Annotated in this window: 15 protein-coding genes; 7 read left to right on the top strand and 8 right to left on the bottom strand. The window is 66.9% G+C overall.

Features of this window, described 5'->3' with window-relative positions:
• Window position 1: 1 nt before the first annotated feature.
• Genes LRA89_RS02775 through LRA89_RS02765 form a run of 3 tightly spaced genes read right to left on the bottom strand, consistent with a single transcriptional unit; the run spans window position 2 to window position 3,581 of the window.
• Window positions 2-1,270, bottom strand: coding sequence for a dihydrolipoamide acetyltransferase family protein (locus tag LRA89_RS02775; protein ID WP_230768937.1), 1,269 nt, complete (start codon window positions 1,268-1,270; stop codon window positions 2-4).
• Window positions 1,271-1,276: 6 nt separating this feature from the next.
• Window positions 1,277-2,281: an alpha-ketoacid dehydrogenase subunit beta gene (locus LRA89_RS02770; protein WP_230769217.1), complete on the bottom strand. Its 1,005-nt coding sequence runs from the start codon at window positions 2,279-2,281 to the stop codon at window positions 1,277-1,279.
• A 10-nt stretch (window positions 2,282-2,291) separates the two neighbouring features.
• Window positions 2,292-3,581, bottom strand: a complete 1,290-nt coding sequence (locus tag LRA89_RS02765; protein WP_230768936.1) for a thiamine pyrophosphate-dependent enzyme — start codon at window positions 3,579-3,581, stop codon at window positions 2,292-2,294.
• A gap of 176 nt (window positions 3,582-3,757) precedes the next feature.
• Here LRA89_RS02765 and LRA89_RS02760 point away from each other — a divergent pair, with 176 nt between their 5' ends.
• On the top strand, window positions 3,758-4,327 hold the full coding sequence (locus LRA89_RS02760) for a PRC-barrel domain containing protein (protein WP_230768935.1): 570 nt from the start codon (window positions 3,758-3,760) through the stop codon (window positions 4,325-4,327).
• 340 nt (window positions 4,328-4,667) lie between these two features.
• Here LRA89_RS02760 and LRA89_RS02755 read toward each other — a convergent pair whose 3' ends face one another.
• Window positions 4,668-6,788: a M3 family metallopeptidase gene (locus tag LRA89_RS02755; protein ID WP_230768934.1), complete on the bottom strand. Its 2,121-nt coding sequence runs from the start codon at window positions 6,786-6,788 to the stop codon at window positions 4,668-4,670.
• Between the two features lie 105 nt (window positions 6,789-6,893).
• Here LRA89_RS02755 and LRA89_RS02750 point away from each other — a divergent pair, with 105 nt between their 5' ends.
• Window positions 6,894-7,355: a hypothetical protein gene (locus LRA89_RS02750; protein WP_230768933.1), complete on the top strand. Its 462-nt coding sequence runs from the start codon at window positions 6,894-6,896 to the stop codon at window positions 7,353-7,355.
• A 177-nt stretch (window positions 7,356-7,532) separates the two neighbouring features.
• Here the strand turns inward: LRA89_RS02750 and LRA89_RS02745 are convergent, their stop codons facing one another.
• Together LRA89_RS02745 and LRA89_RS02740 are read right to left on the bottom strand one after the other, a co-directional pair.
• Window positions 7,533-9,389, bottom strand: coding sequence for an ABC-F family ATP-binding cassette domain-containing protein (locus tag LRA89_RS02745; protein WP_230768932.1), 1,857 nt, complete (start codon window positions 9,387-9,389; stop codon window positions 7,533-7,535).
• Between the two features lie 273 nt (window positions 9,390-9,662).
• On the bottom strand, window positions 9,663-11,372 hold the full coding sequence (locus LRA89_RS02740) for a class I adenylate-forming enzyme family protein (protein WP_230768931.1): 1,710 nt from the start codon (window positions 11,370-11,372) through the stop codon (window positions 9,663-9,665).
• Between the two features lie 152 nt (window positions 11,373-11,524).
• On the opposite strand from LRA89_RS02740, the gene LRA89_RS02735 reads away from it, so the two are divergent.
• Both LRA89_RS02735 and LRA89_RS02730 read left to right on the top strand, forming a co-directional pair.
• Window positions 11,525-13,555, top strand: a complete 2,031-nt coding sequence (locus LRA89_RS02735) for a 3-hydroxyacyl-CoA dehydrogenase NAD-binding domain-containing protein (protein WP_443024923.1) — start codon at window positions 11,525-11,527, stop codon at window positions 13,553-13,555.
• Between the two features lie 31 nt (window positions 13,556-13,586).
• Window positions 13,587-14,456 (top strand): acyl-CoA thioesterase, encoded by an 870-nt coding sequence (locus LRA89_RS02730; RefSeq protein WP_230768930.1) that lies wholly within the window; start codon window positions 13,587-13,589, stop codon window positions 14,454-14,456.
• Between the two features lie 126 nt (window positions 14,457-14,582).
• On the opposite strand, the gene LRA89_RS02725 is transcribed toward LRA89_RS02730, so the two are convergent.
• Window positions 14,583-17,540 (bottom strand): TonB-dependent receptor, encoded by a 2,958-nt coding sequence (locus LRA89_RS02725; RefSeq protein ID WP_230768929.1) that lies wholly within the window; start codon window positions 17,538-17,540, stop codon window positions 14,583-14,585.
• Between the two features lie 285 nt (window positions 17,541-17,825).
• On the opposite strand from LRA89_RS02725, the gene LRA89_RS02720 reads away from it, so the two are divergent.
• The 3 genes from LRA89_RS02720 to LRA89_RS02710 are packed head-to-tail and all read left to right on the top strand — an operon-like array spanning window position 17,826 to window position 20,575.
• Window positions 17,826-18,491, top strand: a complete 666-nt coding sequence (locus LRA89_RS02720; RefSeq protein ID WP_230768928.1) for a hypothetical protein — start codon at window positions 17,826-17,828, stop codon at window positions 18,489-18,491.
• The gene (locus LRA89_RS02715; RefSeq protein WP_230768927.1) at window positions 18,482-18,931 is read left to right on the top strand and encodes a TadE/TadG family type IV pilus assembly protein; all 450 of its coding nucleotides are present in this window, start codon (window positions 18,482-18,484) and stop codon (window positions 18,929-18,931) included. The genes LRA89_RS02720 and LRA89_RS02715 overlap by 10 nt, the downstream gene beginning before the upstream one ends.
• Window positions 18,932-20,575 (top strand): pilus assembly protein TadG-related protein, encoded by a 1,644-nt coding sequence (locus LRA89_RS02710; RefSeq protein WP_230768926.1) that lies wholly within the window; start codon window positions 18,932-18,934, stop codon window positions 20,573-20,575.
• On the opposite strand, the gene LRA89_RS02705 is transcribed toward LRA89_RS02710, so the two are convergent.
• On the bottom strand, window positions 20,576-21,490 hold the full coding sequence (locus tag LRA89_RS02705) for a PAS domain-containing protein (RefSeq protein ID WP_230768925.1): 915 nt from the start codon (window positions 21,488-21,490) through the stop codon (window positions 20,576-20,578). It abuts the gene before it with no gap.
• Window positions 21,491-21,557: the final 67 nt, after the last annotated feature.

Raw genomic sequence — 21,557 nt, 5'->3', positions numbered from 1 at the left:
GTCAGTCGGCGAACAGCAGCACCGGCGTTTCGATCAGCCGCTTCAACGCCTGAACATAGCTCGCGGCGTCATGACCATCGACGACGCGGTGGTCGCAACTGATCGACAGGTTCATGAGCTTGGCCTTGACGATCTCCTCGCCACCGCCGGCGCGCGGACGAAATACCGGCCGCTCGACGATGCGGTTCGGACCAATGATCGCCACCTCGGGCCGGTTGATGACCGGCGTGGTCGCGATGCCGCCCAGCGGCCCGAGCGAGGTGATGGTGATCGTGCCGCCCGACAGTTCGGCCGACGTCGCCTTGCCGGTCCGCGCGGCCTCGGCCAGCCGGACGATCTCGCTCGCTAGGCTCCAAGGGTTCATGTCCTGCGCGTCGCGGATCACCGGCACCATCAACCCGGCATCGGTCTGCGTCGCCATGCCCAGATGCACCCGGCCCGACCGCGTCACCACCCCGGCCTCGTCGTCATAGCGCGCGTTCAGCATCGGGAAGTCGGGCAATGTCCGACAGATGGCGACGATCAGTAGCGGCAGCAGCGTCAGCTTGGGGCGGCTCCCCCGGCCTGCGTTGAGGTCGGCGCGCATCGCCTCCAGCGCGGTCACGTCGATCTCCTCGACATAGGTAAAGTGCGGAATGTGCCGCTTCGCCGCCGCCATATTCTCGGCGATGCGCCGCCGCATGCCGATGACCTTGACCACTTCATCCGCCCGCGCGCGGCTGACGTTCGGCGCGTGATAGCCCTGCCCTGATCCATAGCGCAGATAGGCGTCGAGGTCGGCATGGCGGATATGCGGCCCGTCATGGCGCACCGACGCCAGATCGACGCCAAGCTCCTTGGCGCGCTGCCGCACCGCCGGCGACGCCAGCGTCGTCGCCCGCTCGCGCGACGGCGCAGGGGCGGGTTCGGGTGCCGGCTCCGGAGCACGCTCCTCGATCGGTGCGGCCGGCGCAGGCTCGGCCACGACCTCCTCGACCCCCGGATTCTCCGCCTCGACCCGTTCGGGTTCGGCGGGCTGCACCACCTCTTCCCCGGTCTCGATCACCACCAGCGTCGCGCCGATCGCCACCTGGTCGCCCGGCTCACCCGCCAGTTCGACGACGGTGCCCGCGACCGGGCTCTCCATCTCGACCGTCGCCTTGTCGGTCATCATGTCGGCAAGGCGACCATCCTCCTCGACACGGTCGCCGACCGCGACATGCCATGCCACGATCTCGGCTTCGGAAATGCCTTCGCCGATGTCGGGCAGACGAAAGGAAAAACGTGCCATGGCTCTCTAGTCCTGCATGATCTTTTTCAGCGCCTGTCCGATGCGGACCGGCCCGGGGAAATACGCCCATTCGAGGCTGTGCGGGTACGGCGTGTCGAATCCGGTCACGCGCTCGACCGGCGCTTCGAGGTGGTGGAAGCAGCGTTCCTGCACCAGCGCCGACAGTTCCGCGCCAAAACCGCCGGTGCGCGTCGCCTCATGCACGATCATGCAGCGCCCGGTCTTCCTCACCGACGCCTCGATCGCGTCGATGTCGAGCGGGACCAGCGTACGCAGGTCGAGAATCTCGGCATCCACCCCCGCCGCCTCGACGGTCGCGGTCACGACATGGACCATCGTGCCATAGGCGAGGATCGTCAGGTCGCTGCCTTCGCGCACCACCTTCGCCTTGCCCAGCTCGATCCGGTAATAGTCCTCGGGCACCTCGCCGCCCGCATGTTTCGACCAGTTCTGTGCCGGCTTGTCCCAATTGCCGTCGAACGGGCCGTTGTAAATGCGCTTGGGCTCGAAGAAGAGCACCGGATCATTATCCTCGATCGCGGCGATCAACAGCCCCTTGGCGTCATAGGGCGTCGAGGGGATCACCGTCTTGATGCCCGACACATGGGTGAAGATGCCCTCGGGCGACTGCGAATGCGTCTGCCCGCCGAAGATGCCGCCGCCGAACGGCGATCGTACCGTGATCGGCGCGATGAACTCCCCGCCCGAGCGATAGCGCAGCCGCGCCGCCTCGCTCACCAACTGGTCGAGCGCCGGATAGATGTAATCGGCGAACTGGATTTCGGGCACCGGGCGCAGGCCATAGGCGCCCATCCCCACCGCGACGCCGATGATGCCGCATTCGGTGATCGGCGTGTCGAACACGCGGGTCTTGCCGTATTTCGACTGGAGCCCGGCGGTGGCGCGGAACACCCCGCCGAAATAGCCGACGTCCTCGCCCATCACGATCACGCCCGCGTCGCGCGCCATCATCACGTCCATCGCGGAATTGATCGCCTGGATCATGTTCATCCGCGCCATGTCAAACCTCCTTGCGCGCCCAGGGGCGGCCCGAGGCCTGCTCCTCGGCCATCATCTGCGCCTGTTGCTCGCGCAAATGCCACGGCATCTCCTCGAACACCCCGTCGAACAGCGTGTCGAGCGGCTGGTGCAGCCCGTGGCCGAGGATGCCATTGGCCTCCGCCGCCTTCTGCGCGGCGCGCACCGCTTCGGCGACCTCGCGGTCCATCTCCGCGTGGCGGTCGTCGTCCCACTCGCCGATGGCGATGAGATGCGCCTTCAGCCGCGCGACCGGATCGCCCAGCGGCCATGCCGTCGGCTCGCCCGCCGACCGATACTGGCTGGGGTCGTCCGAGGTCGAATGCCCCTCGGCGCGATAGGTGAAATGCTCGATCAGCGTGGGGCCCGCGTTCAGCCGCGCCCGCTCGGCCGCCCATGCGGTGGCGGCATAGACCGCCAGCGCGTCGTTGCCGTCGACGCGCAGGCCGGCGATGCCATAGCCGATCGCGCGCGCGGCAAAGGTCGTCGCCTCCGCGCCGGCAAACCCCGAAAAGCTGCTGATCGCCCACTGGTTGTTGACCACGTTGAAGATCACCGGCGCGCGGTACACGGTGGCGAAGGTCAGCGCGGAGTGGAAATCACCCTCCGCCGTGCTCCCCTCACCGCACCATGTCGCCGCGATCCGCGTATCGCCCTTCGACGCCGACGCCATCGCCCAGCCCACCGCCTGCGGATATTGCGTGGTCAGGTTGCCCGAGATCGAGAAGAACCCATGGTCCTTCGCCGAATACATGATCGGCAACTGCTTGCCCTGCAGCTTGTCGCCGCGGTTCGAATAGATCTGGTTCATCATCTCGACCAGCGGATAGTCGCGCGCGATCAGGATGCCCTGCTGACGATAGCTGGGAAAGGTCATGTCGTCGCGGTCGAGCGCCATCGTGCCCGCCACCGCGATCGCCTCCTCGCCAGTGCATTTCATGTAGAAGCTGGTCTTGCCCTGCCGTTGCGCGCGGAACATCCGCTCGTCGAACGCGCGGACCATCGCCATGTGGCGCAGCATCCGCCGCAGCATGTCGGGGTCGAGGCGCGGGTTCCACGGTCCGACCGCCTGTCCCGCCTCGTCGAGCACGCGGACCAGCGTATAGGCCAGATCGTGGAACCGGTCAGCGGCGGCGGCCGGATCGGGGCGGGGCTGCGCGCCGGCGGCCGGCACCGTCACATCGGCGAAGTCCACCGCGTCGCCGGGGCGGAACTTCGGCTCGGGTACGTGCAGCGCGAGGCGCGGCAGGTTGGGGCGATGGTCGCCGGTCATGCACTCTCCATGTCGCTTCCGCGTCGCCGCTTCAGCGGTCGCGCAGACTCGTTACAAACGCTTGTTATATAATTTCAACGAACTTGGCGAGGGGGTGGTTGCGTCGGCCGCCCAAGTTTCGTCGGAACTGTCGCGCACTTCACCCGTATCACATTGAAACCATTGGGAGACGGTGCTTGAGCGGACTCGCGGGCTGGATCGCGCCGGCCGCCACGATGATCGCGGCGATGATGACGGCGGCCAACCTCGGCGCGCGGGTGACGGGCTGGGGCTTCGTCGTGTTCACGCTCGGATCGGTCGCGTGGACGATCGTCGGTTTGTCGAGCGGACAGACCAACCTCGTCCTCTCCAACGGCTTTCTGACGATGGTGAACCTCGTCGGCATCTGGCGCTGGCTCGGCCGGCAGGCGAGCTACGACAAGGGCAGCAGCGCCGCCGCCTACGACAGCGCCTGTGCCCCGGTCCCCTCGCTCTACGCGGCGGGCCGCGTGGTCGGCGCGACGCTGACCGGCCCCGGCGGCGAGGGCGTGGGCACCATCGTCGACGCGATGTTAGGGTGCGGCGACAACGCCATCGCCTATGTCGTGGTCAGCACCGGCGGGGTCGGCGGTGTGGGCGAGACGCTGCACGCGCTGCGCCCGGATGAACTGGTGTTCGGCGCGGACGGGGTTCGGACGGAGCTTACCGTCGACGCGATCCGGGCGAAACCGACGGTAAGGTCCGGCCATTGGCCCGAGGCGGTGTGACTCCGCCTGATTGGTCGACCGCTAACGAAGGTCAAGGCTTGGTCGCCGGTGAACCTTCGTGATGATCCATCGGATCGTCCTGAACAATAGCACGAAACCATACGTCACAAGTACAGTCAGCGAAAATATCAGGCCAAGGAAGAACATCGGCGAGAATGCCTCGCCATTGATAATGCCGCCAACCAAACCGAAGATGCAAGCAACGACAAACAGGATCGACCCGATACCAAATAGGATGAATTCGAGTCCAATCCGCCGCATAACCATCATCGTATATTACTTCTATAACGGTCTACAAGTCGGCGCCGGCAAACACTCCCGCTACCAGCGCGCACTCTCATCACTCCACCGGAAACCCCCGCCGCCGGAACAGCGCGGTCACATCCGGGTCGCGCCCGCGGAACGCGCGATACGCTTCCTTGCGATCGGTCTCGTTCCCCGTCGCCAGCAACGTCTTGCGGAACCGGTCCGCCGTCGCCTTGTCCCACACATTGCCGGTCGCGACGAACGCGGCCCACGTATCGGCGTCCATCGTCTCCGACCACAGATACGAATAATAGCCCGCCGAATAGGCATCCGACGAGAACAGGTGATTGAACTGCGGCAACCGGTGCCGCATCACGATCTCCTTGGGCATCCCCAGCTTGGCCAACGTATCGCGCTCGAACGCCGCGACGTCGCTCACCGGCTCCGCACGGTCGTGCAACTCCATGTCGACGATCGCCGATGAGAGATATTCGACCGTGTCGAACCCTTGGTTGAAGGTCGACGACTTCTCGATCTTGTCGACCAGCGCCTGCGGCATCGCCTGCCCGGTCTGGTAATGCTTGGCATAGCGATCGAGCACGTCGCGGGTCAGCAGCCAGTTCTCGTTCACCTGACTCGGATATTCCACGAAGTCGCGCGGCGTCCCCGAAAGGCCGGGATAGGTCACGTCCTGCACCAGCGAATGGATCGCATGGCCGAATTCGTGGAACAGCGTCGTCGTATCGTCGAGGCTGATGAGCGTCGGCTGTCCGCCCGCGCCCTTCACGAAATTATTGTTGTTCGACGCCAGCACGTTCGTCTCACCGCCGAGCTTCTGCTGCCCGCGATAGCGCGTCGCCCACGCGCCCGATCGCTTGCCGCTGCGCGCGAAATTGTCGAGGTAGAACACGCCGACGTTGGACCCGTCGCGCGCATCGGTGACGACGAAGGTCCGCACGTTCTTCTCGAACACCGGGATCTGCCCGGTATTTTCGGTGAACTTCAGATCGTACAGCCGCCCCGCCGCATAGAACGCCGCCTGAACGATATTGTCGAGCTGGAGATACGGCTTCACCTCGCTCTCATCGAGGTCGTATTTCGCCTTGCGTACCTTTTCGGCGTAGAAGCGATAATCCCATGGCTCGATCGTGATCGCCGCCCCGCCCTGCGTGGCCAGCACCTGCATGTCGGTCACTTCCTGCCGCACCCGTGCTACAGCGGCGGGCCACACCCGCATCATCAGCGCGCGGGCGTTGGCCGGCGTCTCCGCCATCGTGTCGTCCATCCGCAGCCAGGCATGGTTGCGGAAGCCGAGCAGCTTCGCGCGCTCCTGCCGCAGCTTCAGGATCGTCGCGATCGTCGCCTTGGTGTCGTTGCCGTCGCCATTGTCGCCGCGCTTGACGAACTTGCGCCACACCGCCTCGCGCAAGGGACGATCGGTGGCATAGGTCAGCACCGGCGCCACCGACGAGCGCGTGTTGACGATCGCCCATTTGCCGGCAAGGCCCCGCTCGTCCGCCGCCGCCTTCAACGACGCGACGAAACTGTCAGGCAGGCCGGCCAGCCGCTTCGCGTCGTCGACGACGATCCACGTTTCCTCGTCGGCCAGCACCTTGCGGCTGAACTCGTTATAGGCGACCGACAATTGCTGGTTGAGCCCGCTCACCTGGGCGCGCTGCGCATCGGTCAACAGGCTGCCGCGCCGCACGAAGCCGCGATAGGTCCGCTCCAGCAACCGCAGTTGCTGCGCGTTCAGCCGCTGGCTCGACCGCGTGTCATACGCCGCCTTGACGCGCGCGAAGAGCTTCGGGTCGAGGAACAGTTCGTCGTTGAACGCCGACAGTTTGGGCGACCACTCGCGGTCGATCGCCTGCACCTCCTTGGTCGCGAGGTTGCCGGTATAGACGCCCCACATCGCGCCCACCCGGTCCATCGTCTTGCCGGCCAGTTGCAGCGGCACGATCACCGTGTCGAACGTCGCCGGGCGCGTGTCGTCGCGGACCTTGTGGATGTCGCGCCGCATCTCGGCCATCGCCATCGGGAACGCGACCGGGAACATCGCCGGCGTCACCTTGTCCCATGGCGGCACCCCTTCATAGGGTCCGCTCCATGGCGCGGTCAGCGGGGTCGCGTCGATCGTCGCGGCACTGGTCTGCGCGCCGCCGATCGTCGGCAGCGCGGTGGTGGCAAGCAGCAGGCTCAAGGCGAGTTTCATCCAGTCGTCCGTATGCAATATCGAATTACGACGAACCTAGGCATTGGGAGCCGCTTGGCAAGCTCGCGCGTTATGCGCGGCAACGAAACGGAACCGGGGGTATCCATGCAGATCACGTCGCTCGCCGAACTCGACCGCGTGGCCGACGAGGCGCGCAAGCTGGTGACGAAGCGCGCCCTCGTCTCGGCCGGCGCGGCGGTGGTGCCGGTGCCCGGTGCCGACCTGCTCGTCGACGCCAATATCCTCACCAAACTGCTGCCCGACATCAACCAGCGTTTCGGGTTGAGCAAGGATCAGGTCGAACAGCTCGAACCCGATCGCGCGAAACAGATTTTCCTGATCGCCGCCAATCTCGGCAACGGCGTCATCGGCCGATCGATCACCCGCCGCATCGTCACCGCGCTCGTCCGCCGCGTCGCGGCCCGCTACGCGACCAAATCGGTGCTACGCTTCGTCCCCTTCGCCGGACAGGTCGCCGCCGCCGGCATCAGCTTCGGCGCGATGAAGCTGGTCGGCAACAGCCATATCGACGACTGTTATGAGACGGTGAAACGTACGCTGGTTTGAGGGAAGGTACTGGGGACAAGAACAACCATCCTTCCCCCCCTGCCAACGCATCGTCCGCCGCGTGCCCTCCCCCTCGTCGTCCCCGCGAAGGCGGGGACCCATAAACGCTGGCGTCGCGCTTCCAGCCGATCCGTCAGCGTCTATGGATTCCCGCCTTCGCGGGAATGACGAAATGCCCTACGCCGCCAGTCCCTCCAGCGCCTCGTTCGCCTCCATCCACTTGGCCTCCGCCGCCTCGATCTCGGTGTCGAGGCTGGCGCGGCGCTTCATCAACTGCGCCATCGTCAGCCGGGCGAGCGCGGGCGACGCCTGCCCCGCCATCGCCGCGTCCAACGCGTCGCGCTGCTCGGTCAGCTTGGCCAGATCGCGCTCGATCGCCTGCGCGCCCTTGCGCAACACCTGCGCTTTCTCGCGCGCTTCGGCTGCCGCCTTGCGGTCGTCCTTCTTGTTGGCCTTCTTCGCCTTTTCCTTGGCCGAATTGCCGAGGATCAGCGCGATATAGTCGTCAATCGTCCCGTCGAATTCCTTGGCCGTCCCCTCGTCGACCAGCACCAGCCGGTCGGCGGTCGCCTCCAGCATGTGGCGGTCGTGGCTGACCAGCAGCACGCAGCCGGTATAGGCGTTGAGCGCCTGCACCAGCGCCTCGCGCGCATCGACGTCCAGGTGGTTGGTCGGCTCGTCGAGGATCAGCATGTGCGGTGCCTCGCGCGTGATGAGCGCCAGCGCCAACCGCGCCCGCTCGCCACCCGACAGCTTGCCGACCAGCGTGATCGCCTTGTCGCCCGAAAAGCCGAACCGGCCGAGTTGCGCGCGCACCGCGGCGGGCGACGCGCCCTTCATCTGCCGCGTCATATGTTCGAGCGGGGTATCGTCGGTGCTGAGTTCCTCCACCTGATACTGGGTGAAATAGCCGACCTTCATCTTGCCCGCCGCGTTCATGTCGCCGTCCATCGGCGCAAGCTGCGCCGCCAACAGCCGCGCCAGCGTCGTCTTGCCGTTGCCGTTGCGGCCCAGCAGCGCGATGCGGTCCTCGGGGTCGATCCGCAGGTTCAGCCGCTTGAGGATCGGCGTATCGCCATAGCCGACGCTCGCCATGTCGAGCGTGATAAGCGGCGGGCGCAGTTCATCGGGATCGGGAAAGTCGAACGTCAGGCTGGGATCCTCGGCCATCGCCGCGATCGGCTTCATCTTGGCGAGAATCTTGAGGCGCGACTGCGCCTGTTTAGCAGTCGAGGCGCGGGCGGAGTTCTTCGCCACATATTCCTGCAACTTGGCGCGCTGCGACGCCTGATTGGCGCGCGCCGCCTCGATCTGCGCCAGCCGCTCGGCGCGCTGCTTCTCGAAGGCGTCATAGCCGCCGGGATACAGCGTGATCTTGCCCTGATGCAGATGCAGGATGTGATCGACGACGTTGTTCAGGAAATCGCGCTCGTGGCTGACGACGACGATCGTCGCCTTGTAGCCTTTCAGGAAATCCTCGAGCCACATGACGGCTTCGAGGTCGAGGTGGTTCGACGGTTCGTCGAGCAGCAGCACGTCGGGCTGGCTGAACAGCAACGCCGCCAGCGCGACGCGCATCCGCCAGCCGCCCGAATAGCTCTCCAGCGCACGGCCCTGCATCTCCTCGTCGAAACCGAGGCCGACGAGGATGCGCGCTGCCCTGGCCGGCGCGCCATAGGCGTCGATCGCCAGCAGCCGTTCGTGGATGTCGCCCAGCCGGTCGGGATCGGTCACGGTTTCGGCATCGTGCATCAACCGCGCACGCTCGACATCGGCCTCCAGCACCGTCTCGAACGGCGTCGCCTGTCCTGCCGGTGCTTCCTGCGCGACATAGCCGAGGCGACTGCCGCGCGGCATCTCGGCGGTGCCGGTGTCGGGTTCGAGCTGCCCGGCGATCACCCGCACCAGCGTCGACTTGCCCGCGCCATTGCGCCCGATCAGCCCGACCCGGCTGCCCGGCGGCAGCGCCGCACTGGCATTGTCGAGGATCGTCCGCCCGCCAAGGCGCACCGTGATACCGTTCAGATTGAGCATGGGGCGGGCGCGTAGCAGTTTTCGCCGCGTTTGCGAAGGGGACGCCGCACTGGCGTCATGGTGGCTGCCGGCGGGTCGCCGACACACGCCTCGACCCGTTCAGACCGACTGACGGCAAATGTCGCACAGGCGCAACCTTCCACCCGAACCGATCGAAAACTCCTCCCCTCCCTGACAAGGGAGGGGCCGGGGGTGGGTAGGCTTCGAGGACACCGATACATTCCCTCGCAGGCCAACCCACCCCCAACCCCTCCCTTGTCAGGGAGGGGAGCCTCAAGCCGCCGAAACCATCGCCCGCAACTCGCCCTTCAAGATCTTGCCGTTCGCATTCCTCGGCAACACCGTGTCCGAAAACCGTACCTCCACCGGCACCTTGAAGCCGGCGAGCCGCTCGCCGACGAACGCCTGCAACTCGGTCGCCTCGACGTGGTATCCCGGCGACAGATGCACCACCGCCACCGGCTCCTCGCCCAGCACGCGGTGCGGCCGGCCGATCACCGCCGCGTCGCTCACGGCGGGATGGGCGTACAGCACGTCCTCGACCTCGATCGAATAGATGTTCTCGCCGCCGCGGATGATGATGTCCTTGGCCCGGTCGACGATGTAGCAGAAGCCTTCTTCATCCAGCCGCGCCAGGTCGCCGGTACGGACCCAGCCGTCGATGAAGGTCGCCGCCGTCTCCTCGGGCCGCTGCCAGTATCCCGCCACGATCATAGGGCCGCGCACCCATAGCTCGCCGACGTCGCCGACCGGCAGTTCGCCGGCGCCGTCCACGTCCATGACCTTCAGGTCGGCGACCGGCACCGGTGGCCCGCAACTGGTTGGCCTTGCCAGATAATCCTCGGCGCTGTGCTGGGTCACGGTCGCCATCGTCTCGGTCATGCCCCAGCCGTTGCCGGGCATCACGCCGAACGTCTCGTGCAGCCGCCGCACCAGATCGGGGGCCGACGGCGCGCCGCCATAGCTGATCGTCTCCAACGAGGAGAGGTCGTAGCGCTCCCGGTCGGGATGGTCGAGCAACTGCCACGCGATCGTCGGCACGCCACCGGTCGCCTGCACCCGTTCGCGTTCGATCAGCGCCAGCGCCTCGCCCGCGTCCCATTTGCGCATCAGCACCATCGTGCCGCCGCTGGCCGTCATCCCCATCAGCACCGCGCTGCACGCGGTGACGTGGAAGAACGGGATGACCAGCAGGCCCGTCTTGGCCTCGGGGGCGGGCGGCGGCATCTCCCCCCGGCGCAGCATCGTCCGGGTGGTGTTATAGGCCGACGACAGGATATTGGTCGCCAGATTGCGATGCGTACCAAGCGCGCCCTTGGGGCGTCCGGTCGTCCCGCTGGTATAGAAGATCGCCGCCGGATCGTCGGGCAGGATCGCCACCTCCGGTAACGTCCGTTCGGGCAGGGCGGCCCAGTCGGCACAGGCCCCGATCACCGCCTCCAGCGGCTGGGCCGGCGCGGCCACCGGCCCGGTCGGCCGCGCGACCAGCATCGGCACCGCGCTCCCCCCGATCCGGGCATGGCGCTCGCCATCGACGATCGCCAGTCGCGCGCCCGAATCCGCGATCCCGAACGCCAGTTCGGCCGGGCTCCACCATGCGTTCAGCGGCACGCAGATCGCCCCGATGCCGACGATCGCAAAAAAGGCGACCGGCCATTCGGGCAGATTGCGCATCGCCAGCGCCACCCGGTCGCCCTTGCCGATGCCGAGGGCCCGCAGATGCGCCGCCAGCGCCGCGATCGCCCGGTACTGCGCGGCATAGCTCACCCGATCGTCGCCATAGATTGTCGCCAGCCGGTCGCCATGCGCCGCCGACGCCCGCGCCAGCAGCGCTAGATCGGCCGGCGCATTGCGCCAGATGCGGGTGGGAACGCCGCCGATCAGCGCCTCGCCCATTTCGAACGGCATACCCGGCGCGGTCAGCAGCGCGCGGACGTGCGTATCCGACATCGCCGGCCACGCCGCACCGTCCGCCCCTGTCATCGCCCGTTCGATCATTGCCTCCTAGAATATCGGGTTTGCCTGAAATTCCGGGCCACCCGCAACGGACTATTGATTAAGCAGGTGCCAAAGGCAATAGAAGGCCCAACCCGCCGCCGGATGTTAGAAGGACCGGTATGGCAAGCGATGGAGAGATGCCCGCAATGTCCGTCAAGACCGAACGCCATGGCGACGTGCTGGTCGCGATCGCCGACCACCCGCCGGTCAACGCGCTTGCCGCCCCGGTACGGCTCGGCCTGAAGGCCGCGATCGAGGAAGCCGCCGGTGACGATTCCATCCGCGCGGTCGTCATCGCCTGCGCCGGCAAGACGTTCTTCGCCGGGGCCGACATCACCGAATTCACCAAGCCGCCGGTGATGCCGCTGCTCCCCGAACTGGTCGACATGATCGAGGCGTCGGACAAGCCGGTCGTGGCGGCAATCCACGGCACCGCGCTCGGCGGCGGCTGCGAGGTCGCGATCGCCAGCCATTACCGGATCGCCGTGCCCAGCGCGAAGCTCGGTACGCCCGAAGTAAAGCTCGGCCTGCTGCCCGGCGCCGGCGGCACCCAGCGCCTGCCGCGCCTCGGCGGCGTCGCGGTGGCGCTCGAACTGGTGGCGAAGGGTGATCCGATCCCGGCGACCAAGGCGATGCAGGCCGGCCTGATCGACCGGCTGGCCGGCGAGGACAGCCTGCTCGTCGACGCCATCGCCTTCGCGACCGAGGTGGCGGACGTCCGCCCCCTGCCCCGCACCTCCGAAAAGCCGGTCCAGCCCGACCCCGAAGCCGTGGCCGCGTTCGAGAAAGCCAACGCCCGCCGCTTCCGGGGCTATGAAGCGCCGGCCGCCAACATCGCCTGCGTGGTCAAGGCCAGCGAAACCCCCTTCGCGCAAGGGGTGCAGTTCGAGCGCGAGCAGTTCATGAAACTGATGTTCAGCGTGCAGTCGGCGGCGCAGCGGCATATCTTCTTTTCCGAACGCAAGGCGTCGCGGATCGACGGCATTGCCAAGGACATCGCGCTGCGCCCGGTGAACCGCGTCGGCGTGATCGGCGCGGGCACGATGGGCGGCGGAATCGCGATGAACTTCCTGTCGGCCGGGGTTCCTGTCACCATCGTCGAGATGCAGCAGGACGCGCTCGATCGCGGCGTCGCCACCATCCGCAAGAATTACGAGGCGACCGCCGCCAAGGGCCGGATGACTCCGCACGCCGTCGAGGCGGCAATGGGGTTGCTCACCGCCACGCTGGGGCTGGACGCGCTCGCCGACTGCGATCTGGTGATCGAGGCGGTGTATGAGGAAATGGCGGTCAAGCAGGACATCTTCGCCAAACTCGACACCATCGCCAAACCCGGTGCGATCCTCGCCACCAACACCAGCTTCCTCGACATCGACGTCATCGCCGCAGCGACCGGCCGGCCGCAGGACGTGCTCGGCATGCACTTCTTCTCGCCGGCCAATGTCATGAAGCTGCTGGAGGTCGTCCGCGCCGAAAAGACCGCCGACGATGCGCTGGCGACGGTGATGGCCATCGCCAAAAAGATCCGCAAGGTCGCGGTGGTTGCTGGCGTCTGCCACGGCTTTATCGGCAACCGCATGCTGATCCCGCGTCAGGAGGAAGCGACCAGACTGCTGCTCGAAGGGGCGACCCCTGAACAGGTCGACCGGGTGCATGTCGATTTCGGCTTCCCGATGGGCCCGTTCCAGATGAGCGATCTGGCCGGCGTCGACATCGGCTGGCACCGCGACCCGACCCGGATCGAGAATATCCGCGACGCGCTCGCCGCCGAGGACCGCTGGGGCCAGAAGAAGGGCGCGGGCTTCTACGACTATGACGACAGGCGCAATCCGTCGCCCAGCCCCCGCGTCGCCGAGATCATCGCCGACTTCCGCGCAAAAACCGCCACGCCGCAGCATGACGTGACCGAGCAGGAGATTATCGAACGCACGCTTTATCCGATGGTCAACGAAGGCGCGAAGATTCTCGCCGAAGGCAAGGCGCAGCGGGCATCGGACATCGATGTCGTCTGGGTCTATGGCTATGGCTGGCCGCCGTATCGCGGTGGTCCGATGTTCTGGGCCGATATGGAAGGGCTGAAGAAGATCGTCGCCGGCCTCGAAAAGCACGGCTTCGAGGTCGCGCCGCTGCTGCGCGAAAAGGCCGAGAGCGGCGGGCGGTTCAACTGAACCGCCCCGTCCGCCGACCGTTGGAGCAGCCATGACCGATAGCCCGACCCTGGTCGCGAACCTCACCGCACTGCTCGACGTCGAGACGATCGATACCGACCTCTACCGGGGCGCGCGCAACCCCGGCGGGGTCGGCCGGGTGTTCGGCGGACAGGTGATCGGACAGGCGTTGCAGGCGGCGCAACGCTCGATCGGCGGCGACAAGATCGCCCACTCGCTCCACGCCTATTTCCTGCGGGCGGGCGACGAGGCGCATCCGATCGTCTACCGCGTGGAGCGCGACTTCGCCGGGCGCAGCTTCGCCAACGCGCGGGTGATCGCGATGCAGCGGGGACAGGCGATCCTCAACATGGCGGCGTCGTTCCACTTGCCCGAAGAGGGCATGCACCATCAGGACACGATGCCCGCCGTCCCGCCGCCCGACGAGTTGCCGTCCGAAGCCGATCTGATCGAGGCGATGCGCGAGCGCATTCCCGAACGGCTCGCGCCGCTGCTCAGCAAGGCGCGACCGATCGAGTTCCGCCCGGCCTCCGGCCGCCACTGGCTCGACCCGACGCCGCGCCCGCCCGAACAGGCGAGCTGGTTCCGCATCGTGGGACCGGTCGGCGACGATATGGAACTGCACCGCGCGATGCTCGCCTATGCCAGCGACGCGATGCTGCTCGGCACGTCGATGCTGCCGCACGGCGTCAACTGGCTGATGGACCGGATGCAGGTCGCCAGCCTCGACCATGCGCTGTGGCTGCACGAACCGTTCCGCGTCGACGACTGGCTGCTCTATGCCACCGACAGCCCATGGGCCGGCCATGCGCGCGGCCACAACCGCGGCCGCATCTTCACCCGCGACGGGCGGCTGGTCGCCAGCGTCGCGCAGGAAGGGCTGATCCGGGCGCGGGGTTGAGGCTCCCACCCCCAGCCCCTCCCTGACCAGGGAGGAGCTGGGGGTGGGTCGGTCTGGGGCGGGTGCTACCGTTCCCTCGCAACCCGACCCACCCCCGCCCCCCTTTCCAGGGGGGGAGACGTAATCTCAGAACCGCACGTTCACGCCCGCCGTCACCGTCCGGCCGATCCGCGTCTCGAACAGCGTGTCCTGCCGGACGCTGTCGGTATAGAGCACGTTGCGCTCGTCGGTCAGGTTGGTCGCCTCGACGATCAGCTTGATGGTGTCGGTGATGCCATAGGATGCCGAGGCATCGACGTAGAGCGTCGGCTTGTTCCCCTGAAGATCGCTGCCGGGCGATGCCGGAATGCCGCGGATGAAGCGGTCGCGATAATTGGCGGTCGAGCGGATGCTGAAACGATCGTCCTCGTAGAACAGCGTGCCCGACGCAGTGTTCTTCGACAGGCCGACCAGATCGTTGGTCGTCGTCACGGTCGGCACCCCGCCCACGCTGGCGAGGACATATTCGATCTCCGACGTCACGCGGGTGTAATTGGCCAGCACGCCCAGATTGCCGAGGAACCCGGGCAGGAAGTCGAGCCGCAACTGCGCGTTGACCTCGACACCCTGCAGCGGACCGCCCGGCGTGTTGAACGGCTGCGACACGGTGAACAGCTCGTCGGGCGAGGTCTGGCTGTTCTCCAGCAGGGCGTTGGGCAGCCCCAACTGGTTGAACGGGATCTGGCTGTTGACGTTCTGGATATAGCTTTTGATGTCCTTGTAGAAATAGGCGACCGACAGCAGCGACCCCGGCTTGAAATACCATTCGAGCGCGGCGTCGAAGGTGTTGGCGCGGATCGGTTCGAGGAACGGGTTGTTGACGTTGCCGACACGCGTCACCGGATTGACCCCGCTGGTCGGCGTCAGGATGCCGAGTTCGGGGCGGGTCATCACCTTGGCCCCCGACAGGCGGATCAGCAGGTCGCGCACCGGCTCGATCACGACGTTGGCGGACGGCAGCCAGTCGTCATAGCCGCGCCGCGCCTGCGCATATTGCCCGACGAGGTTGGTCGGCGAGGTCTGCCCGGCGGGCGGTGCGACCGCGATATAGCCCGAGGTGAACAGGTCGGTCTTGATATAGCGCACGCCCACGTCGCCGCGCACGCCGATGCCGACCGTATCGGTCAGATCGAAGTTGCCCATCACATAGGCGCCCTTGATCTCCTCCTTCACCCGGCTGCGTCCGCCGCCGCATTCGACGCCGCAATAGCGCACCGCATCGAAGCCGAAGGTCGACGCCCATTTGTCGGGATCGATCGCCGCCCAGCTATTGGGCGCACCCGATCCGAACAGGTCGCCCACGCCGTCGATCTGCCGGGTGATGCTGGCGAGGCTGGTCCCGGCGGGCAGCGCGCGGACGACGGTGTCGGCGTTGTACGGCCGCAGGAACGACGAGACGAAATCGCTCTCGCGATACTGGCCGCCGGTCTTGACCGTGAAGCCTTCGGCGACGGTCCAGCCGAGATTGACCTCCCCGGTGAAATTGTCGGTCGTGTTCTTGGACGGCTTGCCCTGATAGCTGAACCCGCCAAGCACGGTGCCGTCCGACAGGCCGGGGGCGTAGGTGAAGTTCGCCGGGTTCGCGACATCGAAGCCGAAACCGATCGTCGGCGTGCTGCCCTTGCCGCGGAAATCGATCGAGAAATTGTCGCTGTCGATGACGTCCATGAACGTCTGCAACCGCTTGCGCCCGTCCCACACCGACTGGTTGCGCCCGACCAGCATCGTCAGTTCGAGCGCGTCGTTGAACCGGTGCTTCAGGTTGAAATTGGCCTGTTTGAAGGTCGAGACGAAGTGGTCGACCAACCCCTCGGAGCGGACGTCGACCCCGTCGAACAGGCCATAAAGCAGCGAGCCGTTCTCGCTGAATTGCGCATCGCGGACCGACACCATCGGCTGCCCATTGTTGGCGATCGACCGACCGAACGAGATGCCGGCGATGTAATTGTCGCGACGCTCCACGTCGAAGCGCGAATAGAGCAGGTCGACCGAGATGTCGGTATTGTCGTCGGGCTTGAACTGCACGGTGAAGGTGCCGCCGATGCGTTCCTGATCCTGTTCGGAATTCAGGTAGCGCGGCAGGCGCGGGAAGAACGCCCCGCTGCCCGGCGTGTTGGGCAGGTCGGCGCGGCGCAGCCCGAGGATGGTGTTGTAGGCCGCGACCGATCCGGTGCGCGGATTGCCGGTCGAACAGTCGCCGATCGTCGCGCCCTTGGTTCCGAAGGCGGGATAGAGCGGATTGACGCCGACCGGCGAACAGAACAGTCCGTTGGTATTGGCCGACAGAATATCGACCGCCGAATAGCCGACCTCGCGCAGATGCCGCTTCTGATAGGCGACCGAGGCAAGGACGCCGAACGTGCCGTCGGCGAACTTCTTCGACACCAGCAGCGAGGCGCGCGGGTCGACCTGTTTCGACAATTCGTTCCAGATACCACGCGCGGTCGCGGTCAGCACGAAATCCCCGCGCGCGTCGAGCGGCTTGGGCGCGGTCAGGTCGACCGTGGCGCCGAGCGAGCCCTCCTCGACATCGGCCGAGGGGGTCTTGCGCACCGACAGGGCCGAAAAGATTTCGGTCGGGAAGATGTTGAAATCGAAGCTGCGGCCGTTGTTGCCCGCGCCATAGATGTCGGACGAACCGGTCTGCGCGGTGCCCTCCATGCCGTTGATGCGGACGCGGGTGAAGCCCGCTCCCAGACCCCGGACCGAGATGTTGCGCCCTTCCCCGCCGTCGCCGCGCGCCAGTGCCACGCCGGGCACGCGCTGCATCGATTCGGCGAGGTTTGCGTCGGGAAACTTGCCGATGTCCTCGGCGACGATGCTGTCGACGGCCGCCGTCTCACGGCGCTTCTGGCCCAGCGCACTGTCGAGCGAGGCGCGGAAGCCGGTGACGATGATCTCGCCTTCGTCGGCGGTCTGCGGCGTGGCGGTATCGCCGCCGGTGTCGGCCGGGGTCGTCTGCGCGGCGGCAGGCACGGCGGCGAGCAACGCGACCGATAACGCCGCGAACGAGGCACCACGGCGCGCATGGATACGGAACTTCATGTTCTTCCTCTCCCTGTATCGGGATCACGAAATCCGCGTCTCGCGTCCCATATTTTGATACTTATATACACATAGTAGATCATGCTGGCACGGCTGTCACCTGTCCCGATGCCCTCATGCGATCAAAAATTGCGCCGACGCCGCCGTGGCTGGCCGGAGCGTCGCGACTGTTCGCGGTCGCCGCAGGTTTCGGGAGATTGCCGTAAATTACGCAAATCATTGGGAACCTGTCCGGCAACTTCGCTTGAACAATCGTGGCTATGCTCGTTCCCGAAAGGTGGTTCGATGCTGGTGCGATTTTCGGAAAGGTCGTGGGAATGGTCGCCCGGCACCGTCGCCGCGCTGGCGCTGGCCGGGGTTCAGATCGCGCTGGCGCTGGCGGGCATGGCCCATCCGACGCTGCTGACGCTCCCGTTCCTGCTGCTGCTCGCCGCGCTGACGATCGCCGATGCGGTGCTGATCGCCTATGCCAGCCTGCCGGTCGAGGCGAAGGTCATGGCGGTCGCCGCGATCGGGCTGGCGCTGACCGGGGCGGCGATGATCCACGGCACGGTACGACCGGCAGCAGTGACGATCCCGGCGCTGGCCTCGCCGGAGGTCATGGCCGGGCCCGGCGCGATACCGCCGGTTTCCCGAACCGCCGGCCTGACGATCGCTCCGGGTGACGATGCCGTCGCGGCAGGGTTCGGCACCGATGTCACCCGTCTGGTCGCCGAAGCCGGCGGCGACGTGGTCGATCCGCCCGAGATCGCCGCGACGATCAGCGTCGATACCGACGCGCTCGGCACCGCCTATCGGCTCGTCTGGTCGATCCGGCGCGGTGCGGACCGGCGGTGGTGCGGACAGAGCATGGTCCGCCATGCCTCACGCGAGGCGGCGGCGCGCGCCATCGCCGCGCTGATCGTGGCGGCACGATCGATCCCGGCGAGCGAGGGACTGCGATGCGACTGATTCGACGAACTATTCCGGGTATCCGCACTTTGCGTGAATTGGCACTGGCGCACGACCGGCGCGGGGCGGCGGTGGTCGAACTCGCGCTGGCCTTGCCGGTCCTGCTGACGCTGCTGTTCGGTATCCTGACCGGGGGGACGTGGCTCGCCATGTCGCACGCGGTCCAGCAGAGCGCGAACGAAGCCGGACGCGCCTCGCTGGCCGGATTGACGCAGGGCGAACGCGCGACGCTGGCCACCAACGCGGCGCGTACCACGCTGGCGCAGACCTATGGCGTCGCCGCGAGCGCGGTGACGGTGACGGTGCAGGACGACGGGCAGCGGCTGACCGTCACCACCCGCTACGACGGCACCGCCAACCCGCTGCTGTCGCTTCCCGTCGTGCCGGCACAGAGCAAGACGATCGAGCGCCGCGCGACGATGTTGCTGACGGGGCTGTAGATGCGACGGCGGGCGCCTCTGTCGGGACTGATCGGTCGCCGCGACGGCAATGTCACGATGCTGATGGCCGGCGGGTTGGCGATGCTGCTGGGATCGGCGGTGCTGGGGGTCGATACCGCCTCGCTGTTCCTCGAAAAGCGGCGGTTGCAGGGCGTGGCCGACGCCGCCGCGCTCGCCGCCGCCGCGCAGGTTGAGGATGGCACCAACCGTGCGCAGGCGGCGGTCGCCACCGCCCCGGCCAACCAGACCCGCCTGACTGCGATGACGATCGGCCGGTTCGATCCCAACCCGGCGATCGCGCCCGGCGCGCGGTTCACCGCCGGGGCGCTGCCGTCCAATGCGGCGCGCGTCTCGCTCGAAAGCCGGATGCAGCCGATCTTCGCCCAGGTGTTCGGGCGACAGGCGACGCCGATCACCGCGCGCGCCACCGCCGCGCGGATCGATCTTGCCGCCTTTTCGATCGGGTCGCGGCTGGCGGCGGTGCGCGGCGGCCTGCCCAATGCGCTGCTGTCGCAACTGGCGGGGACCGAACTCAACCTGTCGGTCATGGACTATACCGCGCTGGCCGGGGCGCAGGTCGACCTGTTGCGGATGAGCGAGCTGCTGCGCAGCGACATCGGGTTGCAGGCGGTGACGTTCGGCGAGGTGCTCGGCACGCGGATCGCGTTGCCCAAACTGGTGACGGCGATGGCCGGCGCGACCGCCAATGCTGCGGCGGCGCAGGCGCTGCGGACACTGGCCGGGCGGCTGCCCAACCGCAACGTGCGGCTCGACACGATCATCGATCTGGGACCGCTGGCCAGCGCGGTGCGCAGCGATCCGACGCGGCCGGTGGCGAGCGATGCCTTCACCCTGCTGCGCGAATCATTGCTCATCTCGAGCGGGACGCGGCAGGTGCAGACCAGCGTCGACCTCGGCATTCCCGGCATCGGCGAAATCCGGATGTGGCTGGAAATCGGTGAACACGCCGCGAACAGCCCGTGGCTGTCGATCGGCGCCAGCGGCGAGCGGGTGGTCCGTACCGCACAGACGCGGCTGTGGCTCGACGTCGCGCTGCTCAACGTGCCGCTCGGCCTCGCCGCCGTCCGTACCCCGATCTATGTCGAACTGGCCGAGGCGGAGGCGAAACTGGCCTCGGTCGGCTGCAACGGCGGGCGGGCCAGGGCGAGCGCGGCGCTCGACGTGACGCCAGCGGTCGGGCGGATCGCCATCGCCGACCTCGATCCGGCGGCGCTCGGCAATTTCCAGCGGGCGATGGAGTTGCGTCCGGCGCGCGTCGGCGCGCTGCCGCTCGCGTCCGTTTCGGCCTTCGCCGACATCCGGCTGGGCGGCACGCAGGCGCAGCGCGTCACCTTCAACGCCGGCGAGATCGACGGCGGCACGGTCAAGACCGTCGCGACCAACGACGTCGCGCGGGGCGTCGCCTCCAGCCTGATCCGCAATGTCGACCTAGACGCGCGGGTGCTGGGCCTCGGATTATCGGCCGGTCCGCTGGTGTCGAGCGTCGGCAACGTTCTCGCGCTCGCCGCGCCCGCGCTCGACATGGTGGTCGATCAGGTCACGGGCCTTGCCGGCGTCCGTATCGGCGAGGCCGACGTCCGGGTGAACGGCGTGCGCTGCGGCACGCCGATGCTGGTGGGATAGTCAGGACCGGGTCAGCAACAACACCGCGCCTTCGCTGCCATAGCTGCCGTGCATTTCCGACATCGCCACGCTCACCGGCACCCCCTGCCCCTCGTTGTTGAGCATCACCGTATCGATCGTCCCGATCCCCCCTTCACTGAGAACGGTATCGAGCGCCTTGCGAAAGGCGACCCGGTGCGCCACCGGCACGAGATCGGCGACGGCGACGTGGCGCAGCCGCTCGGCGGGCAACTGGATCAGCCCCGAAAAGCTCGCATCGACCTGTTCGATATGGCCGCGGGTGTTGACGCAGGCATAGCCGACGCCGTCATGCCCCTCCACCGCCGCGCGGATCGCCTCGCGCCGGTCGCCCATCCGGTGGCGCTGCACATCGTCGGTAATATCCTGGAACAAGATGGTCACATGCCGGGCATAGGGATGGACGTCGACGCGGATCCAGTTGCCCGGCCGGAACAGCGACGGCAATTCGGCGGTACACGGCTCCTTGCTCGCCACGGCGCGGCGGACATAGGTGCCGACGAGCGACCGGCGCAGCGTCGGCACCGCCTCGAAGATCTTCTGCCCGACCAGCGAGCGGTCGGCGTGATCGACCATTACATGCGCGACCTGGTTCGCGACCAGCACGGTCATCTCATAGTCGATCTGGAGCACACCGTTGCGCAGGCAATCGGCGAAGCGCTGGACCGCGTCGATCACCGGTTGCGACGATCCGTCCCCCGACGGAACCTGCCGCAGACTGTCGTAATGCGACACGGTGGTCAGTACATGGGTCGGCCGGCCGTGATGGGTTACGACGATCGCATCATCGGGGTGCATCTGGCGCAACTGACCAAAGCGGCGCGCAAGATCGGCGGAAGATACCGACAGTGATTTCGGCACCGGTACGGTCGGAACAGTCTCGTCGAATGGGAGCACCGCCAACCTCCAATATAAGTAAACTTACATCAATTAACTAATTAATATCGTACTTTAGCGACCGACC

This window comes from Sphingomonas sp. Leaf4 (assembly GCF_920939515.1).
GTDB lineage: Bacteria > Pseudomonadota > Alphaproteobacteria > Sphingomonadales > Sphingomonadaceae > Sphingomonas.
Note: the sequence above shows the minus strand (reverse complement) of the source record. Positions and strands in the feature narration are given on the sequence as shown.

What these genes read in the sequence shown, in the direction of transcription:
- LRA89_RS02750 (WP_230768933.1), top strand. Translation starts at nt 6,894, where the DNA reads ATGCAGATCACGTCGCTCGCCGAACTCGACCGCGTGGCCGACGAGGCG.
- LRA89_RS02745 (WP_230768932.1), bottom strand. Translation starts at nt 9,389, where the DNA reads ATGCTCAATCTGAACGGTATCACGGTGCGCCTTGGCGGGCGGACGATC.
- LRA89_RS02720 (WP_230768928.1), top strand. Translation starts at nt 17,826, where the DNA reads ATGCTGGTGCGATTTTCGGAAAGGTCGTGGGAATGGTCGCCCGGCACC.
- LRA89_RS02725 (WP_230768929.1), bottom strand. Translation starts at nt 17,540, where the DNA reads ATGAAGTTCCGTATCCATGCGCGCCGTGGTGCCTCGTTCGCGGCGTTA.
- LRA89_RS02770 (WP_230769217.1), bottom strand. Translation starts at nt 2,281, where the DNA reads ATGAACATGATCCAGGCGATCAATTCCGCGATGGACGTGATGATGGCG.
- LRA89_RS02775 (WP_230768937.1), bottom strand. Translation starts at nt 1,270, where the DNA reads ATGGCACGTTTTTCCTTTCGTCTGCCCGACATCGGCGAAGGCATTTCC.
- LRA89_RS02735 (WP_443024923.1), top strand. Translation starts at nt 11,525, where the DNA reads ATGCCCGCAATGTCCGTCAAGACCGAACGCCATGGCGACGTGCTGGTC.
- LRA89_RS02715 (WP_230768927.1), top strand. Translation starts at nt 18,482, where the DNA reads ATGCGACTGATTCGACGAACTATTCCGGGTATCCGCACTTTGCGTGAA.
- LRA89_RS02740 (WP_230768931.1), bottom strand. Translation starts at nt 11,372, where the DNA reads ATGACAGGGGCGGACGGTGCGGCGTGGCCGGCGATGTCGGATACGCAC.
- LRA89_RS02755 (WP_230768934.1), bottom strand. Translation starts at nt 6,788, where the DNA reads ATGAAACTCGCCTTGAGCCTGCTGCTTGCCACCACCGCGCTGCCGACG.
- LRA89_RS02765 (WP_230768936.1), bottom strand. Translation starts at nt 3,581, where the DNA reads ATGACCGGCGACCATCGCCCCAACCTGCCGCGCCTCGCGCTGCACGTA.
- LRA89_RS02710 (WP_230768926.1), top strand. Translation starts at nt 18,932, where the DNA reads ATGCGACGGCGGGCGCCTCTGTCGGGACTGATCGGTCGCCGCGACGGC.
- LRA89_RS02730 (WP_230768930.1), top strand. Translation starts at nt 13,587, where the DNA reads ATGACCGATAGCCCGACCCTGGTCGCGAACCTCACCGCACTGCTCGAC.